The organism is Coleofasciculus sp. FACHB-1120 (assembly GCF_014698845.1).
In the GTDB taxonomy this organism is placed as follows: Bacteria; Cyanobacteriota; Cyanobacteriia; order Cyanobacteriales; family FACHB-T130; genus FACHB-T130.
On the sequence record NZ_JACJTV010000020.1, the window covers coordinates 63,673 to 82,025 of the forward strand.

The 18,353-nt window shown below is 44.4% G+C and carries 12 protein-coding genes; 5 read left to right on the forward strand and 7 right to left on the reverse strand.

Annotation, left to right across the window (positions count from 1 at the left end; genetic code table 11):
* Positions 1-424 precede the first annotated feature (424 nt).
* Positions 425-1,414 (forward strand): pentapeptide repeat-containing protein, encoded by a 990-nt coding sequence (locus H6H02_RS17750; RefSeq protein WP_190820138.1) that lies wholly within the window; start codon positions 425-427, stop codon positions 1,412-1,414.
* Positions 1,415-1,704: 290 nt separating this feature from the next.
* Here H6H02_RS17750 and H6H02_RS17755 read toward each other — a convergent pair whose 3' ends face one another.
* Both H6H02_RS17755 and H6H02_RS17760 read right to left on the reverse strand, forming a co-directional pair.
* Complete coding sequence (locus H6H02_RS17755; protein WP_190820140.1) at positions 1,705-2,034, reverse strand: DUF3140 domain-containing protein; 330 nt, start codon at positions 2,032-2,034, stop codon at positions 1,705-1,707.
* Between the two features lie 9 nt (positions 2,035-2,043).
* Positions 2,044-2,259: a DUF2945 domain-containing protein gene (locus H6H02_RS17760; protein ID WP_190820142.1), complete on the reverse strand. Its 216-nt coding sequence runs from the start codon at positions 2,257-2,259 to the stop codon at positions 2,044-2,046.
* Between the two features lie 777 nt (positions 2,260-3,036).
* Between H6H02_RS17760 and H6H02_RS17765 the strand changes: the two genes are divergently transcribed.
* The 4 genes from H6H02_RS17765 (at position 3,037) to H6H02_RS17780 (ending at position 8,323) form a co-directional block, all read left to right on the forward strand.
* Positions 3,037-4,512 carry a heme peroxidase family protein gene (locus H6H02_RS17765; protein ID WP_190820144.1) on the forward strand — a complete coding sequence of 492 codons (1,476 nt, stop codon included), beginning with the start codon at positions 3,037-3,039 and terminating at the stop codon, positions 4,510-4,512.
* Between the two features lie 355 nt (positions 4,513-4,867).
* Positions 4,868-6,325: a sensor histidine kinase gene (locus tag H6H02_RS17770; protein WP_190820146.1), complete on the forward strand. Its 1,458-nt coding sequence runs from the start codon at positions 4,868-4,870 to the stop codon at positions 6,323-6,325.
* On the forward strand, positions 6,318-6,764 hold the full coding sequence (locus H6H02_RS17775; protein WP_190820147.1) for a response regulator: 447 nt from the start codon (positions 6,318-6,320) through the stop codon (positions 6,762-6,764). Before H6H02_RS17770 ends, H6H02_RS17775 begins: the two co-directional genes overlap by 8 nt.
* An 8-nt stretch (positions 6,765-6,772) precedes the next feature.
* Positions 6,773-8,323, forward strand: coding sequence for an ATP-binding protein (locus H6H02_RS17780; protein WP_190820149.1), 1,551 nt, complete (start codon positions 6,773-6,775; stop codon positions 8,321-8,323).
* A 105-nt stretch (positions 8,324-8,428) separates the two neighbouring features.
* On the opposite strand, the gene H6H02_RS17785 is transcribed toward H6H02_RS17780, so the two are convergent.
* From H6H02_RS17785 to H6H02_RS17805, 5 genes are all read right to left on the reverse strand, one after another.
* Positions 8,429-9,727: a response regulator gene (locus H6H02_RS17785; RefSeq protein ID WP_190820151.1), complete on the reverse strand. Its 1,299-nt coding sequence runs from the start codon at positions 9,725-9,727 to the stop codon at positions 8,429-8,431.
* Between the two features lie 165 nt (positions 9,728-9,892).
* Positions 9,893-11,716 (reverse strand): GGDEF domain-containing response regulator, encoded by a 1,824-nt coding sequence (locus tag H6H02_RS17790; RefSeq protein ID WP_190820153.1) that lies wholly within the window; start codon positions 11,714-11,716, stop codon positions 9,893-9,895.
* 445 nt (positions 11,717-12,161) lie between these two features.
* Positions 12,162-16,868, reverse strand: a complete 4,707-nt coding sequence (locus H6H02_RS17795) for an MHYT domain-containing protein (RefSeq protein ID WP_190820155.1) — start codon at positions 16,866-16,868, stop codon at positions 12,162-12,164.
* Positions 16,869-17,624: 756 nt separating this feature from the next.
* On the reverse strand, positions 17,625-17,993 hold the full coding sequence (locus tag H6H02_RS17800; RefSeq protein ID WP_190820157.1) for an aspartyl protease: 369 nt from the start codon (positions 17,991-17,993) through the stop codon (positions 17,625-17,627).
* Complete coding sequence (locus H6H02_RS17805; RefSeq protein WP_190820159.1) at positions 17,990-18,307, reverse strand: hypothetical protein; 318 nt, start codon at positions 18,305-18,307, stop codon at positions 17,990-17,992. Before H6H02_RS17805 ends, H6H02_RS17800 begins: the two co-directional genes overlap by 4 nt.
* Between the last annotated feature and the right edge of the window lie 46 nt (positions 18,308-18,353).

An 18,353-nucleotide genomic window follows, 5' to 3' on the forward strand; every position in this document is an offset into this window, starting at 1 on the left:
TCAGACAGAGGCACCACTCCAACACCCCCCATGACTGCTTCTGCCAATAGACAGAGTAGATTGGTTGAGGCATGAAACCTCAACTTAAGTTGAAGGGCACGGATATCAGAGCCTGGAAATAAATTTTGAGAGCGAGAAGCTTAAGGAAGCTAAAACTTACTGGTCAGCCTTTGAACCCATTTAATTTAAACGGGTTATGAGCTTTTAGCCCTACTAAAGTTCGGGCGGAAGTCCGCGACTTCAGTAAACAAAATTGAGACATCCACAGAGCGATCGCATTGTCTTCATTTTCATGTAAAAAAATTTCATAAATATTCAACTATCTACATCAAAAAAAAGACCCAAAAGTTTATGTATTTTTGGCGATATATTTGGGAACTCTAAAAATAGGTAGGTTATCTTTGAGCAAACTTGGGGAAATTATATGGATGCACAAGCACTGAAACAGCGCTATGAACAAGGACAAAGAGATTTTAGCGGCGAAAATCTTATAGGGATAAACCTGGAAAGAGCCAATCTATCCGGTTCAGACTTTTCAGGAGCGTATCTATCAGCCGCAAACCTGAGTCGCGCAGTCCTAGTCGGAGCCAACTTCAGTGGAGCTTGCCTGCATCGAGCCGATATGAGTTTTGCCAAAGTGAGCGAAGCAAGATTCATCGAGACAGACTTGACCAAAGCCAACTTAAGAGGAGCTGTCCTCGTGAAGTCGGTGCTGGTCGGAGCAAAACTGAGCGGTGCAACCCTGACATCAGTGAATCTGCGTTTGTCAAACTTGTGCGGAGTCAACCTGTGTGGTGCAGACCTGCGGGGAATAAATTTGCGTTCGGCTAATCTCGTGGATGCCAACCTAAGTTGGGCAAACCTGAGTGGAGCCAGATTAAGCGGCGCATTGCTGCGAGGAACAATACTCAACGGCGTACACCTGAGAGCAGCTTACTTAAATGGCGTCGATCTCAATGGCATAGACTTGGATGGAGTCAACCTCAGCGAGACCAAACTGAATGGAGCTAATCTGAGTGGTGCCAACCTAGCAGCCACGAATCTGTCTGAAGCCCAGATGCGGGTAACGATTCTATCTAGGGCAAATTTGCATGCATCCAATCTAAATCACGCCTCACTTGCCAAAGCCGACTTATGTGAAGCGAACCTAAGTAAGGCAGACTTGAGTCAAGCCAATTTGAGTGAAGCTGACATGACGGGAGCAAACCTGAATATGGCAAGCTTGCGTGAAGCGAACCTGAGTGAAGCAAGTTTGCGGGGAGCCTACTTGTGGGGAGCTAACTTGAATGTGGCAGAAATGCGTGGAGCCGACTTGACGGGTGCTAGCCTGCGGGGAGCTTACCTGGAAGACTCTGATTGGCAACAAGCAATCTTAACGGGTGCAATTCTCCCTGATGGCACAATTCACGAATAACTTATCTGGCTGGCATCCTTGGCGATACTTCTACCATTTGTATCTGCGGCTGCAACATGAACTAAAGAGTAGTTGGTCATTGTTTTCTCGTTAATGCTCATGAGCATTTATTTGTAGCAGGCATTTATAGAAAAATGGGTATTAACAGTCGAAGCGATACGCGCTAAGCGTATCGCTCCAATTCTATGTCTGCACTGTTGGTTGTAGCTTCTCGTTTCCAGGCGTGGAAACGAGAAATTTTATTTTGAGAAATTGGAGAGAGTTTTGGCAATTTCTTGGTAAACCTGTCGTTACTTGAGCGGATCGTGACCCCAATTCATCAGTGAGTAGCGCCAGCGCGTGTGTTCTATATCGCCTGACGGCTGCTGTGCGCTGTGGCGGTGGACGTAACTAATCACTTTCTTAATGTGCGATATGTCATCTTCGCTATAGTCATCCTTCTTCTTGTGCAACAACTCGATGATGCGCTTACCAGATTTGTGACCTGTTGATTCTTCCTCTCCATCCTTTTGCCCAACAGCTTTGGAATCGTCCGTTTTGAGCCAGGACTCAAGTTCCTGCGGTGTCATGTTAACAACGCTGTGAAACTCATCAATGGCTGATTTCACATCATTACTCATAATTCAGCATTACTCCTCAATCTTATTTAGGGATTCAGGCTTGTGAGCGGCTTCTTTCCCAGTTTTTTCGCTTTCAACCAGATACTCTGGATTATCTTTGGAGGCAGCGACGTGGTGTCCTTTGATATCTGTGGGTGAAGTGAGCTTTTTCTTCACAGTGCCACTGGTTTCACCTTGTGAGGTCTTCCATGTAACCTTGTCGCCTTTCTTCAATTGATCGCTCAAAGTTCGACTCCTGCTTAATATTTCTTTATCTACTAACTGTCACATTATGGTGGCTGATTTCCAGGGAGTAATCAGTCTGGTTGCAGATTAGCTGCCTGGAGTTTTCCGCCACAAATATGCCTTTTGTAAGTGGTTGATTGCCAGGAAACTGATTATTTAATTTCCGACTAAATTGCGCGATCGCAAGTGCACCTATATGCGAGTACAGCTCACTACATTAGTTCGTACTTGGATTTACCGGGTAGCGATCGCGCCCAAATGCTTGATTTCAATAGCACAATATTAAAAATTTTTCAAGTCGCTCAATCGACTGACACTCAACTGAGTTACCAAAAATAAGCGACTGGCAAGAAACTTTCAGCAAAGGTTATATCTGTAAAGCAAAGGGATTTGGCTGGCAACCTGAAAATTAGTATCGGCTGAAAGTAGTACCATCTTCTTTTGCGATTGCCGATTTAAATTGCCGAAATTAATTACTATCTAATCTCCCACAATCTGCAATTTTAAATCGTCTAATTAGATACCAGTTTCATGAATTTCCCCTTCTTTTAATTACTGATAAAGAGGGTAAATTCCAAATCGATTTTGAGGAATCCGAATTTTGCGACCTCTTCCTAAATCGATAATCGGATAAAAATTTTTCAAAAAGCTTAGCTGATTAGAAACACTGAAAATCCAATTTTGTGGAATCTGGAAGCAAGAAAAACGGAAACTTCGCTTGAGGTAGAGGTCAAAACCAGCGCCACATAAAACGGTAATCAACAAGGAGGAAACATAATGACTAGACACGGACAACTGTATCTAAGAGACCAAGTTCCACCCCGCTCCACTGCTTACGATCAAGGAAAGTTTGGTCGGCTATTCCCATCCTTACCTCCCTTTGCTAGCGACTCCAAATCAGTGCGCGAGAGGCTGATGGAGCTTGGGAAACCAAGCGGTTTGATGGATGCAGGAGACGATTTAAACGCAACAGACCCCGTACCTGGAAGTCCTAGCAACACCGATAACCCCAATATGACCGCAGGGTTCACTTTTTTGGGGCAGTTTCTGGATCATGATATGACCTTCGATTCCACCTCTAGTCTTGAGCGACAAACTGACCCAGAATCTATTGAAAATTTCCGAACGCCTTTCCTAGAGCTAGATAACGTTTATGGTTCGGGTCGTGCAGCCAGTCCTCACTTGTATGACAAAACAACCGGAGGCATCAAGTTCCTGATTGAGAAATTGGGTGGGGAAGGGTCGAAGGACGATCTCCCTCGAAATAGCCAAAATATGGCACTCATCGGCGACCCAAGGAATGATGAGAACACGATTATTTCTCAGATGCAATTGGCGTTTCTAAAATTCCACAATCATGTTGTGGATTACGTCATCGATAGTGGAATCAAAGATCCGAATGATGCATTCACCGAGGCACAGGAGCTAGTTCGCTGGCACTACCAGTGGATTATCGTGCATGAGTTCCTGCCTACAACTGTAGGACAGGATTTGGTGGATGACATTCTGAAAAAAGGTCGGCGGTTCTACAACTGGCGCAACAAGCCATTTATCCCAGTCGAGTTCTCGGTCGCTGCCTATCGCTTCGGTCACAGCCAAGTCAGACCGGGATACATCGCCAATCATGGCACTCAGGATATGCCAGAGTTTAGGGCACCTATTTTCAATTTCAGTTTAGACCCTAATCTTTGTGACCCGGATGACCTGCGTGGTGGCAAACGCGCACCTCGAAGATTTGTTGACTGGGATACCTTCTTTGATTTCAAAAACGGAAAAGTCAAGCCCAACAAAAAGATCGATCCTAAACTCTCAAGCGCATTATTCACTCTGCCGTTTCCAGCACCCGGTTTGCCAGGACAAGGGGAGCCAATCCGGTCGCTGGCGCAGCGCAATCTGCTGCGTCACCTCACCTTCAGCTTGCCATCCGGTCAGGATGTTGCCAGAGCAATGGAAATAGATCCCCTGAGTCCATCCGAGCTGCGCGATCTCAAAGATTTGGGATTCGACAAGCGAACACCCTTGTGGTTCTATATTTTGAAGGAAGCGGAGCTGAGAGCGCAAGGTAAGACACTCGGCCCCGTCGGCGGACGCATTGTTGCGGAAGTATTCATCGGTCTGCTACAAGGCGATCGCAAATCCTACCTTCGGCAATGCCCTAAGTGGAAGCCGATTTTAGGGCACGAGCACGACTTTAAGATGGTTGATCTGTTAAAGTTTGCGGGACTTTCTCCATCGGGAACGACTGAGTGCTGAGGGGCTAACTTGTGGGAACTTGTGGAAGACTCAGTCCCGATCGCGCTTGTGAGTGATAGCTTCCACAAGCCCGTAAGCAAAATTTATTCTCCACTAAGAGATAAGCGGTTGGATGAAAATCTGCCCGCTTTTTTTCTGTAGCAAGGTTTAGCGATTGGCGTCCGGCTTCTTCTCCAAGCTGGTATTGTTCCCATTCATCTATCGACTGCTAGATTTTTTTTAGTTGTTTATAGTATTTCTAGGTCATCTTCATCTGCTCCAAGAGATTGAGCAGTCGTTGGGGCGGAAACTCAGGAGATCCCGACTCCCAGCGTTGTCAATTGCACCAGTCAATCGCTCGAAAGAAAAAACAGGCATGAAAGAACCATCAGAAAAAATGGTTAGCGGTGGATTTACTCTGGCGCTGCTTTTGTTGTTTGGCGTTGGTGTCACTTTTTCCTGGAGCATCCAAAGGCTGCTGGATAACTCTAAATGGGTAGCTCACACCTATCAAGTCTGGGGAGAGGTTGAGGGAACCCTTTCAGGAATCAACAATGCCGAAAAAGCAAGGCGAGGCTACATTATCACAGGAAAAGACACTTACCTGGCTAGTTATCGTCAGAGCCTCCAAGAAAGCAATAGCAGCTTCAAAACGCTTCGGACATTAACGGCTGATAATCCTCTCCAACAGCAGCGACTCGATCTCCTCGAACCTCTAATTGCCAAAAAACTCAAGGGACTACAAGAATCCATTGAGCTAAGACAGCAGAATCCAGGAGATGACAGGAACGCTCAAATTGCCTTTACATATCGAGGCTCAGCGATCTACGAGCAAATTAGAGAACTACTGACTGCAATGGCAAAAGAAGAGCAAATGTTATTGCAGCATCGCGCAGCGGCAACAAATAGAAGCGTTGCTCAAACCATTCTGGTTGTTTGTATTGGCGGTTTGTTGAGTTTCAGCCTGTTGATTGCGATTTACTTTCTCCTGCGAAAGCAAATTCGCGATCGCGTCCTGGCAGGTCAAAAACTTGCCGAGATAAACGCTGCCTTAGAAACTGAGATTGCCGAACGGTTAGAAGCAGAGCGGAAATTAGAGCAACTCACAACCGACTTGCAACGCTCCAATCGAGAACTAGAGCAGTTTGCTTATGTAGCTTCACATGACTTGCAAGAGCCATTACGGGCAGTGTCAGGTTACACCCAACTGTTAGCGCAGGAGTATCAAAACAGTCTGGATGAGTCTGCACAAGAATACATGGCTTATGTGATAGACGGTGCAACGCGGATGCAGCAGTTGATTCAAGACTTGCTCGCCTATTCCCGCGTCAGCACTCGCACTCAAGCGTTTGTATCCATTGATGGGGAGACGGTGTTGCGTCAGGCGGTAAACAATTTGCAAGTTGCGATCGCAGAAAGTAACGCTACTATCACCCACGACCCTCTGCCCCAGGTAAATGGCGACAAAACCCAATGGCTCCAATTATTTCAAAATTTAATCGCCAACGCGATTAAGTTCCGCCGTGAGGAACCGCCCCAAGTTCACATTACGGCAGAATTAAAAGAGCGGGAATGGCTCTTTTCGGTACGTGATAATGGAATTGGCATCAAACCACAGTACCTCGATCGCATTTTTGAGATATTCAAACGTCTTCATACCCGCCGAGAGTTTCCCGGTACTGGCATTGGTCTGGCTATGTGCAAAAAAATTGTCGAGCGTCACGGCGGAAACATCTGGGCTGAATCGCAACCAGGAGTAGGAACGACATTTTACTTTACAATTCCCCTCACTCCTGACCCTTCACCCTTAGAAGCCACGAACTCCTATGAATAGCCGCGATATCTTTCGACCCGTAGAAATATTGCTGATTGAAGACTCTCCCAGCGATGCAAATTTAACCATCCGAGAATTTAAAAAGGCTAAGATTGCTAACAACCTGCACTGGGTTGAATATGGCGAGGCGGGAATGGAATTTCTGCGACAGGAAGGTGAATATGCCAACGCTCCACGTCCAGACCTGATTTTACTCGATCTCAATTTACCAGGGATGGATGGTCGCGAAGTCCTCATGGAAGTGAAATCAGACCCCGATCTCAAACGTATCCCGGTTGTCGTTCTCACTACCTCAGCCGATGAGGAGGATGTACTTAAGTCTTATAACCTCAGTGCCAACTGCTACGTGACGAAGCCGGTTGATATCCAACAATTTATCCGGATTGTGCAATTGATCAACGATTTCTGGCTAGCAGCAGTAAGACTCCCACTAGAGTAAACCCAGTTATGTATAAAACGCCAATTCAAGTCCTCTTAGTGGAAGATAGCCCCAGCGATGCCAACTTGCTACGCCAACTATTCTCGCGCTCAAATCAGGAAGGATGGCAATTAGTACACGTTGAGCGGCTGGGTGACGCAATTGATGCTTGTAGCGCTGGCTCCTGGGATGTTGCTTTATTGGATCTTTCTCTTCCCGACTCGGATGGACTGGACACGGTGGCACAATTCCGGGCAGCTGCACCAGATATCCCGATTGTGGTGCTGACTGGGTTTGATGATGAGGAACTTGCCCTACAAGCATTGGCAACAGGGGCACAAGATTATCTCGTCAAAAATCAAATTACAATGCAATTGCTGATGCGGACGATCCGCTACGCCATTGAACGGGGGCAAATTCTCAAGCAGTTGCACGAAAGCGAACGCCGCTTCCGAGGGATTTTTGAACAGACATTTCAATTAATGGGGTTGTTGACACCAGAAGGAAAGATCCTGGAAGTTAACCAAACAGTTCTTAACTTCAGCGGTCTTCAATCAGAGGATTATGTTGGTCACTTGCTGTGGCAGACAAAGTGTTGGAATTATTGCCAGGAAAGCCAGGATTGGTTAAAAAATGCGATCGCCTATGCCGCGAACGGTCATTTTGTCCGTCATGAGATCCAGGTGCAGGGCGATATGAATGTGATGCTGTGGATAGATTTTTCGCTAAAGCCCTTGACGGACGAAACGGGGAAAGTGGTGCTGCTGATTGTGGAAGGCAGAGATATTAGCGATCGCAAACTTGCAATGACTGAAATCCTCAAAGCCTTGGAACAGGAACGAGAACTCAATCAACTCAAATCAAACTTCGTTTCCATCGTTTCTCATGAGTTCCGCACGCCCATGACCACAATTCGGATGTCTGCGGAGTTGCTTCGAGCTTACAATCAGGGCTTGACCGAACAGAAAAGAAGTGAATACTTTGAGCGGATTGAAACTGCTATCAGCAATATGCTCCATCTCTTAGATGAGGTATTGGTCTTAGGTCAAACTCAGGCAGGTGGGCTTCAGTTTAAACCTGCACAACTCGATTTAGAAAAATTTTGCCGCGATCTCATCGCAACTTTACAAGCGAATGCTAGCAGACAGCACAACATTATCTTTAGCTGTCAAGGTAAATGCCCCCAAGTTGAAATGGATGAAGTCCTGATGCAGCATATCTTCACTAATTTACTTTCCAACGCGATTAAATATTCTCCCGAAGGTGGCAACATTCACTTTGATGTAGTTTTTCAAAATAGAAAGGCAACTTTCCGCTTGAAAGATGAAGGAATTGGAATTCCTTTAAAAGATAAACAACGTCTGTTTGAAACCTTCCATCGCTGTAGCAATGTAGGGAGAATTCAAGGAACCGGATTAGGTCTTTCCATTGCCAAAATGTGTGTAGATTTACATCAGGGAGAGATTCAAGTAGAAAGTGAAGTAGGTGTTGGGACAACATTTATCGTTACGTTGCCATTCACTCAGCCGCCGGGACGAACTCCCCCGCAGGCACGCCATTTACATCACCAAGAATCTTAGGAAATACAAAAAAATTTTGGAGATTTTACTCCTCCAGCCGCCGATAGATAGGGAACTCAAAAGTTGAGTGTGGCGTCTCTTCCGCTTTCGGCTTAGTTTAAAAATTTATGTAATCTTAACAAGGTGTACTGGAATTTCAATCGTAAACTCTGCACCCTGTTCCGGCAATGAATGACACGTCAGCTGACCTTTATGCTTTTCTACCACAATCTCATAACTTGTCAATAACCCTAACCCACTGCCCTTGCCTACGGGCTTTGTTGTAAAAAATGGGTCAAATAAGCGCGATCGCATTTCTTCAGGAATGCCAATCCCATTGTCTTTAATTCGGATAATTATCGTTTCCCAAGCACTCAACTCTGTACTAATCCAAATCGTTGGACTTGATGATTCGGAAACTTTTTGACCAATCCCCGATTCTAAAGCATCAATCGCATTATTCAAAAGATTAAGAAATACCTGGTTAAGCTGGCTGGCATAACAATTAACTAAGGGTAAATTCCCATATTTTTTAATTACCTGAATCTCCTGACGTTTCCCTTCTCCCCTAAGTCGATGCTGCAATAATAACAAAGTGCTATTCAGCCCTTCATGAATATCTACAGCTTTAATATCTGATTCATTAAGGCGAGAGAAAATGCGTAAAGCCAGAAGCATTGTGCAGATACGTTCTACACCTGTTTTCATTGAGCCTACAAGCATTTGGATATCTGAACCGAGAAAATCTAGGTCAATTTCTCGAATTGCTTTTTGAACAGAGGGAGTAGGATTTGGGTACTCTTGCTGATAAAGAGAAATTAGATTTAGTAAGTCTTGAATATATTTGCACGCCGGATCGAGATTACCGGAGATAAAGCCAATAGAATTATTGATTTCGTGAGCCATTCCTGCGGCTAATTGACCCAAACCAATCATTTTTTCTTTTTGAATCAGTTGTGCTTGAGCTTTCTTGAGGTCGCCTAAAGCTTTTTGAAGTTGTGTATTTTGTCCTTTTAGCTGATTTTGAAGGTTTTGAATTGTTAGTTGATTTTGAATTCTTGCCAAGACTTCTTCAATTTGAAAAGGCTTGGTAATATAGTCTACTCCCCCAACATTAAAAGCTTTAACTTTATCTAATACATCATCCAAAGCACTCAAGAAAATGACGGGTACAGATGAAGTCTCAGTATCTTTTTTTAACCTTTCGCAAACTTCATAACCATTCATACCTGACATATTAATATCCAACAATATTAAATCAGGCGGAAGTGTCTTAGCTGCGGTTAAGGCCATCTGACCATTAATCGATTTACGAACGTTATATCCCTTATCTAACAACAGAGATGATAAAAAGCGAATGTTGTCTGGTGTATCATCAACTATCAGAATATCGGCTTTGAAGATATTTGCTGATTTGGAATCCATTAGATTTTAAGTTAAAAGAGTATCAAAATTTTTGACCTGTGGATTAGGGTTGCATCTAAAATGGTTAGTCTTTTACAGAATAACGATTATTTAAAGTCATTAACCAGGTTGAAAAGATGTTGCATTTAATTGGTAAAACCAGCTTGATTATCATTAAACAACTCTTTATTCCAAATATTCCTGCCTATCCAATGCGATTAAGTTTGTTGCTTTTTTGCCCTCCACAGGTTTAGAAAATAGATATCCTTGTCCAAATTCACAATTTAAATATTTTAGTTGAGCTAACTGTTCGTTTGTTTCAATTCCTTCAGCAATTACGCTCATATTTAGGGTCTGAGCAATTTTCATTATCGCCGGAATCAGTCCTAAACTATCTACTCTTTCATCCAAGTAACTAATAAAAGAACGGTCGATTTTGAGAGTATCAACGGGAAAATTATATAAATAACTCAGAGAAGAATACCCAGTACCAAAGTCATCAATACATAATTGAATTTTACGCTCTCGAAGTTGATGCATAATCGCTTTTACAGATTGAGTATTATTCATCAGGACACTTTCTGTGATTTCCAACTTCAAGCTTTGAGGATTAAGTTGGGTTTCCGCGAGGATTTGGTCAATTTGCTCAATTAAATCTGGCTGGGCAAATTGCCGTGCTGAAAGATTGACACTCATAAATAGAGGATAGTCGAGCAATTTTTCCTGATACCATTGCTGAAGCTGATGGCAAGCTTCCCGTAAAACCCAATTGCCAAGTTGGTTAATTAAACCTGTTTCTTCTGCTACAGGAATAAACAAGCTAGGCGATACCATTCCTCGTTGAGAATGATACCACCGGACTAATGCTTCAAATCCTACAATCTTGCTGGTATCAAGGGCAAGAATTGGCTGATAGTGGACAATGAATTCTTGCTGTTCAATAGCTCTACGCAGGTCATTTTCTAGCTGTAAAACTTGAATTGCAGCATCGTGCATCTCCGGGTCAAAAATTTGGTATTGACCTTTTCCTAAGGTCTTGGCACGATACATTGCGATGTCTGCATCTCGCAATATATGTTCCGATTGCTCGTAATTAGGATTGCTCAAAGCAATGCCAACACTGGCGTTGATGAAAATTTCTTGTTTGTTCAGTTGAAACGGACAAGCGAAAGATTGAAGGATTTGATCTGCAATCAAGAGTACACTGCTGATATTTCCAATGTCTGTCAAGATAATCGCAAATTCATCGCCGCCCAACCGAGCCACAGTATGATGTTGACTAAGTAATTTTTCTAAGCGACGAGCTAGATTAATCAGCAGTTCATTACCGGCAAGATGACCTAGGGAATCATTGACTACTTTAAAGCGATCGCAATCAAGAAACAACACGGCAAACGCCTCTCCTGAATGTTCCTTGGTGCGTTTGAGAGCTTGTTCTAGACGCTCCATGAATAAAACTCGATTAGGCAACCCTGTGAGATCGTCATAAAGTGCCATTTTTATGAGTTGTTCTTGAAGGAGCATCCGCTCGTTGATTTCTCGCCTCAGTTCTCGATTCGCTACTTCTAGCTGAAAAGTCCGCTCTTTTACTCGTTCTTCAAGTTGGGCATTCAGTTGTTGATTCTGGATTTTTGCGGCTCTTAATTCTAGTTGATTCTGAACACGAATTAAAACTTCTTCAAATTGAAAAGGTTTTGTAATATAATCGGCTCCGCCGACTGAAAAAGCTTTTACTTTATTAAAAGCTTCGCTGAGAGCACTTAAAAAAATTACAGGGATTGCGGCAGTTTTTGGATCGGCTTTCAGTTTTTCACAAACTTCATAACCATCCAGGTTAGGCATCATAATATCGAGCAAAATTAGATCGGGAGTGACAGTTTTTACCGCTGTCAGCGCCATTTGTCCACTCAATGCCTTGCGAATTGTGTAGCCTTGTTTCACGAGTAGACTAGACAGAAAATGCAAGTTTTCAGGAGTGTCATCAACGATAAGAATATCTTCTTTTGCCATAGCAATATAAAAATATTTTTTTTGAGTTTGGTATCATCAATTTTTGAAAAATTCTCGTTGGTTCGCAGTATTGTTAAAAATCTACCATTTTTTATTGATAGTTTATTTATCAATTGCCGTTAAGGAGCAGCCTTTCAAAGATTGTCAATCTATTCATCCCCGCTCCAAACACTGTGCAATTGCTCATTTGAGAAATTTTAGAATCATTCCCCCTACCGTGTAGACACAAGTCGGCAGACCTCTCCTCAAACCCCTCTCCGAGACGGAGAGGGGCTGTGAATATGCTCTCCTTCCCTACGAGAGAAGGGGCTGTTCTTGTTAGGTCTGGGAGTGCTTTGAGCAAATAAGTTACTTGTGTGTACACGGTAGCGCATCTGTGAGAGTAAAGGAAGATAGTTATAAAAAACCTATTTCCCATCCTGAAACCAAGGTTTTTTGAATTTTACTAGCGCTGATAATGTGATAGAAGGGGCGAGAGATTGGGGGAGGTTTGCTGTAAGTTTTCCCCAGTCAGCGGTGCCTGAGTTGATTGAATTAATTCCATAATTTGTTCAAACTGAAAGTTCTCGACTAAATTGGTCAAAGCATTTATAACAAACGAATTTTCTGGGGGAATTTCCTGAAGGAGCTGAATGAGCAAGAAATCGCTGCCTTGGGAAGCTGCATAGTGTAGCTGCTGTATCCATTCAGAGGGCATGGTGGCAAGCTGAAGCGGGATGTCAGACTCAGGAGCTTCTTGTAGATTTTGATTTCTGCTTTCTGTGGGCAATGCTTCCTCCTCGTAGAGATATTGCACCCCTAGATATTTGTTCATTTTAAAGAGTAGTTCCTCTTCTCGAAAAGGTTTACGCACGAAGTCATCGCATCCAGCTGACAAGATAATTTGTCTGTCTTCTTCAAAAACGCTGGCAGTTAGGGCAATAATTATGGTTGCCTCACCTTTTAAGGAAGCTCTAATTTTTTTGGTAGCTTCATAGCCGTTCATTACAGGCATCCGCATATCCATCCAAATTAGATGGGGTTCCCAGCTCTCCCAAATTGCTACAGCTTCTTGACCATTTTCAGCTTCTTGCACCTCAAAGCCCAAGTAAGTCAGAAGCTTAACGAGGAGAAGACGATTTGTTGGCTTATCTTCCACAACCAGAACACGATAGCTGGGTTGCTCAGGAGCTAAACCAATCACTTTTTTATAGATAGATTGGGGTGTTTCAATCTCCATCTGCTGAACCAAACCTGCCTGAATGTCAAAGGTAAATTTGGCTCCCTGACCTGGATGACTACTGACAGCGATCGCTCCTCCCCCCATCAGTCGGACAAACTTTTGACTGATCGGTAAACCCAAACCCGTTCCTTGACAAGACTTCAGCCCAACTGTGGTTTGTCCAAAAGCTTCAAACAACCGATCGAATTCATTTGGGTCAATACCGGGGCCAGTATCTTCCACTTCAAAGAATAGACGGATAAAAGGCAGGGGAGGGGAGTTGTCTGCTTGCTCCCCGACACTCCTGCTTTCCGCCACTCCTTCTTCCCCTGTAACGCGCAGGGTGACGCTCCCTTGGTCAGTAAATTTGATGGCATTACCGAGAAGGTTAATCAAGACCTGACGCAGTTTACTTTCGTCAGTTCTGACATATTGGGGGACAGCCGCCGTGCATTCAAAGTTAAGCAAGAGTCCTTTGGATGTGGCTTTGAGTTGTAGCATCTGTTCGAGACTATTGAGCAGACAATACAGGTCAAAGTCATTTTCATGGAGTGTGACTCGCCCCGCCTCGATTTTAGCCATCTCTAAAACATCGTTAATCAATGCCAACAGATGATCGCCACTGCGGCTGATGATCTCCAGATATTTCTGATGTTCGGCAGATAGGGAGGTATCGAGGTTCATCAACTGGGTAAAACCAAGGATGGCATTGAGGGGTGTCCTTAGTTCGTGGCTCATATTGGCAAGAAATTCGCTTTTAGCGCTATTGGCAGCATCAGCAGCTTCCTTGGCGATCATCAGTTCAATAGACTGCTGTTGAGTTCGCGCTAGTAATTCTGCTTGTTGGATGGCAACTCCTAACTGTGCCCCAATCTGAACGACCATCTTGATTTCTGCCTCTTGCCATTGGCGAGAACCGGAATTTTGGTAAGTTGCTAGCAAGCCCCACAGTTGATTGCTATGGAAGATCGGAACAATGATATAAGCTCGTGCTTGAAAGCGCTCCAACAGTTCTAGGTAACAAGCGTCAAATCCAGCCTGGTAGATGTCTGGGACACAACGATAACTGGTTCCTTGGCGATAAGTCCCGCCTTGAGTTGCTTGCAAATAAGTATCTTGGATGGACTCATCTGCACCGCCAAAAGTTTTGCCAGTACAATCCACCTGGTTAACAGCAACCTTGGTTAGCTGAGATTGATGAATTTGTTCGGGTACTAGCAAATTCCAGCCGTCTGCTACCGACTCTGATACAAATTCCCCACTCCAGTCGGGATGGAAACGATAGAGACCAACGCGATCGCATTTGATCGCGTGGCGTAGTTCTTCAGTTGTCGCGCTAAAAATTTTGTCAATTTCTAAGGTTTGGCGCATTCGCTGAATCACGAAAGCGATCGCTTTTTCCCGTTCTGCACTCTCCCGTAATGCGGCTTGTGCTGCTTGACGTGCCTGAGTCACTGCAATGAATTCATTGACTAATTTAAGCCAATTAATTTCTTCTTGACTCCAGACTTTAGAAGAGCTTATGGCATCCAAACCCATAAAACCGACAACCGTACCAGCGTAAAGCGTCGGAACGGCAAGCCGGGACTGGATGCACTGGAGTTTTGTCAAGGTTGGTTCGGCGGCGACAGGTGGGCGTTCGCCAGGAAATTGAACCGTTTTGCCACTCAAAAGTTGGCTGTGAACCCAGTGATGATTTTCAACGGGTAAACCTTGAAACCGATCGATCAGTGGCTGAATGCCAAAGCCGCACCACTCGTGGGTCATATTCCAGCCGCTTTGGCGATCGGAGTAATCAAACAGGTAAGCGCGATCGCACCCCAAAAACTCGCCAACGACTTGCAGCGTGAAAGCGATCGCAGTATCTAAGTCTTCGTCAATCAGCGTCCGAGAAATCCGGCTCAAGCAACTGTCCATCGCCGCTCGTTTTGTTAGCAATTCCTCCGCTAAGTTCCGCTCTAGCTCGGCTCCCGCTCTGGCGACAAAAATTTTCATAATCATTTCTTTGCCAGGATCGTGAGCCATTGGCTGCACATCCAACACCGCCAAATTGCCAATTGTATCGCCAGTCGAGTCTCTTAACGGAATTCCCCAGTAGCTTTGTGCGCCTAACATCTCTAACGCTTGGAAGTCAGGAAAAAGTTTTTGTACCTCGGATGGGTAAAAACCGCTCGTTCCCTTCAAGACGTTTTCGCAAGGACTACCCGCCAAGTCGTACTCGAAATTTTCGCCAAAGCCTTCACCCGTCCAGAACGCCAAAGTCTGCACTCTAGTTTTAGTATCATCTGCAAACTTACCGACTACAGCGTAGCGAACTCCCAAAACTTGGGCGAGATAGCGGACACAAGAGCGAAAGAACTCATGAGCAGTTGCAGAAGCTGTTCCCTCAACCATTAATTGCAGTGCTTCTTCCCTCTGCTTGCGATCGGTAATATCAGTATGGGAACCTGCTATGCGATAGGCTGTGCCGGTTTCATCCCACAATGCCACGCCACGGGTAAGAATCCAGCGCCAGCTACCATCTTTATGGGATGCCCGAAACTCTAGCTCGTAGTTAGGGATTTTCTTCGCTAAATAGGCAAGCATCACCGCTAACACTCGCTCTGAGTCTTCTGGGTGCAGAATTTGCTTGATAGTATCGATGCTATTCGGAATTTCTAAGTCTTCATAGCCCAACATATTTTTCCAGCGAGGCGACAGATATACATCATTTGCTGGAATATTCCAATCCCAAATCCCGCCGTTAACTCCTTCTACCGCTAAAGCAAATCGCTGTTCGCTTTGGCGCAGTGCGGCTTCAGCTTGCTTTTGGTTCGTAATATCGCTGAGGGTGCAAACAATTCGCTCGACAGTTCCATCCTCTGCTAGCTGGGGGTCGGCATTTACTAGCAGCCAGCGGTGATTTTGAGTTTCAAGATGCTCGATTCCCACAACAATGTTATGAATCGGTCGGCGCTGGGCGATGCTAAACTGCACGGGTAATTCTGCGGTTGGGAAGGGTGTACCATCTTCTTGCAGCGACAACCAATTTGCACCAAATACCTGATGCGTTAAATCTTCTGACTGGAGATTGAGGAGATGAATTGCAGCTTGATTGCAGATAAGAATTTCGGCATTAGCATTGAGCAGCAATACTCCCACCTGCATTTCCCGGATCAGCATCCGAAAGCGTTTCTCACTTTCCTGTAACGCTTGCTCTCGAACTGACTGCGCTGTTAAACGCCGATCGAATAGAGCGGATATCAGGGCTAAGCTCAAAATGAACAGGGTCGCAATCCCGATGGCGATCGCCAACCAAGACTGAGTCATGGCGGAGGATGACTCTACTGGAAGGACTTTGTAGGGAATAAAGTGAGTTGCCCACATTCCCGTGTAGTGCATCCCGCTGATAGCAATTCCCATCAGGAAGGCGCTGCCAAATTTCTGCCATAGTAGTCCTTTTAAGGAGCGATCCTGGAGCCGAAATGCCAGCCAAAGCGCCGCAAAAGACGCGCTGATTGCGATCGCGACCGATAGGCTTACCAATCTCCAGTCATACTCAATCGTCGCCTGGATTTGCATGGCTGCCATCCCTGTGTAATGCATCCCACTGATGGCAATTCCCATACAAACGCCGCCACCGATGACAAGCGGGATGGAAACAGCGCGACTCAGCAGCCACAAAGCAATGCTTGAGGCAATAATCCCACACATCAGGGAGAACAGGGTGATCCACACGTCGTAGTTAACAGACTGTGGCAATTGGAAAGCCAGCATGGCAATGAAATGCATTGACCAAATTCCGGTTCCCATTGCCACAGCTCCACCTAGAAGCCAGCGCACTCGCCCCACTTCTACAGCAGACTGCACTCGTCCGGCTAAGTCTAGGGCTGTATAAGAGGCAATTACTGCGATCGCAAAGGAAAGGATTATCAAACTTATGTTATAAGTGCCAGCCATTGCGCTATGCATATCTTTTTCTATGTCGCCAATCTCTAAAAATTAATCGATATAAAAAAGTTTTCCAGGGAAAGGAAGACATTTCTAAATGTCTTCCTTAACCTAGCCTCCCTCAGTCTTCTTGAACTTGCAAGTCCCGTTTTTATCCCCCCCACCCGCATTTAAAAGGGAGAAGAAACTCAAAGTTCGCTTTACAAAGGAGATATCCACGTAAGTCCTATTTGATAAGCCCATCTAATAAGTCCATCCAAAGAACAAATTTCCTCCGTTTTTAGATGAATCAATGAGCATTGCCAAAATTGGACAATTAAAGTCTTTCGAGAATTCGCTTGAAAGTCTGTAATTGGGTACTTGATATTTTTGATGTCATAAGGTAATACATTCAACTAAATCATCAAAGGAAGACAGTACAGTAACGTTCTGTTAGCCACCTAAGCTAGCATTTTTTTATTAAAATATGCCTTAGTAAAATTACTTACCAGACAATCCGCTGAACCCATCACTTTAAGCGATGGGTTCACAAGCCGTGCGGACAAAGAACTTCAGCAGTTCTTGCAATTTAGGCGAACGGATTTGAAAGTAGAATTGCCTACTTTTCCTACTTTTCCTACTTGTTATTCGAGAAGTGCGGCGAGGAATGCCGAAGCCAAGCACATTTACTTCGCTATTCAATCATTCTCAAGCAGATATCCTCATCCTCCAAAGGTAAAGGGTTGCGATCGCGCCTTTTATCTATTTCAACCAAAAAAGTGCGATCGCTTTCTCCTTTTACCCCAGTGTCAACACTCCCGCCGAAAAATTCACCGATAGTGGCAGCATTTTCAACCACTGTAAACCCAGTAAAGGTTCGGGAATTCCTGCTCCCGCTAAAACTGGGATAATATACTCAACTTCATCTATTACAACTTTACCCTGATATATATCAAAAAACTCTTCGCCCCGTGCCAGCTTCATAGCTCGTTCACTTTCAACTTTATGCCAGTCTAAGCTTTGGACATCTTGAGTATCGAGTGCCAGCCAGCCTGTGGTAAAGCCCGTATCTAATAACACTTCAATGGGTATTTTTTCTCCATCATCTGCAATTAAATCAATTTCAAAAATTAGCTCTCCAATCTCACCGAACTTGCCTAGAATCATATCTTGCCGCAAGTTCCGGTTTCATTAAGACGCATGATACCTACCATACCAGTAGGATATTTTTCACGAGCCTTTTGGATAGCTATCTCTTCAGAGGTATCAATAAAATAATCCCCACTGTTTGGTTCAATAATAATGAACCAGTTGTAATGGTCATTCATTAGATGAGGACTAACTTGTGTAAAAATCTCCCGATACCGCTTACCACGGGAATTTTTTTCAGCTTCTTGTCTGACTAGTTCTTCTGGCGGTATTGTGTATTCGGGGAATAATCTACCTTGACGACGCCGACGAATTGGTTGTGTTTTAGTCATGGCTTGGCTTTCTTATTGAAGGATGAGTATTGCTTTTATCATGTAT

What these genes read in the sequence shown, in the direction of transcription:
- H6H02_RS17750 (WP_190820138.1), top strand. Translation starts at nt 425, where the DNA reads ATGGATGCACAAGCACTGAAACAGCGCTATGAACAAGGACAAAGAGAT.
- H6H02_RS17755 (WP_190820140.1), bottom strand. Translation starts at nt 2,034, where the DNA reads ATGAGTAATGATGTGAAATCAGCCATTGATGAGTTTCACAGCGTTGTT.
- H6H02_RS17765 (WP_190820144.1), top strand. Translation starts at nt 3,037, where the DNA reads ATGACTAGACACGGACAACTGTATCTAAGAGACCAAGTTCCACCCCGC.
- H6H02_RS17770 (WP_190820146.1), top strand. Translation starts at nt 4,868, where the DNA reads ATGAAAGAACCATCAGAAAAAATGGTTAGCGGTGGATTTACTCTGGCG.
- H6H02_RS17775 (WP_190820147.1), top strand. Translation starts at nt 6,318, where the DNA reads ATGAATAGCCGCGATATCTTTCGACCCGTAGAAATATTGCTGATTGAA.
- H6H02_RS17780 (WP_190820149.1), top strand. Translation starts at nt 6,773, where the DNA reads ATGTATAAAACGCCAATTCAAGTCCTCTTAGTGGAAGATAGCCCCAGC.
- H6H02_RS17785 (WP_190820151.1), bottom strand. Translation starts at nt 9,727, where the DNA reads ATGGATTCCAAATCAGCAAATATCTTCAAAGCCGATATTCTGATAGTT.
- H6H02_RS17790 (WP_190820153.1), bottom strand. Translation starts at nt 11,716, where the DNA reads ATGGCAAAAGAAGATATTCTTATCGTTGATGACACTCCTGAAAACTTG.
- H6H02_RS17795 (WP_190820155.1), bottom strand. Translation starts at nt 16,868, where the DNA reads ATGCATAGCGCAATGGCTGGCACTTATAACATAAGTTTGATAATCCTT.
- H6H02_RS17800 (WP_190820157.1), bottom strand. Translation starts at nt 17,993, where the DNA reads ATGATTCTAGGCAAGTTCGGTGAGATTGGAGAGCTAATTTTTGAAATT.
- H6H02_RS17805 (WP_190820159.1), bottom strand. Translation starts at nt 18,307, where the DNA reads ATGACTAAAACACAACCAATTCGTCGGCGTCGTCAAGGTAGATTATTC.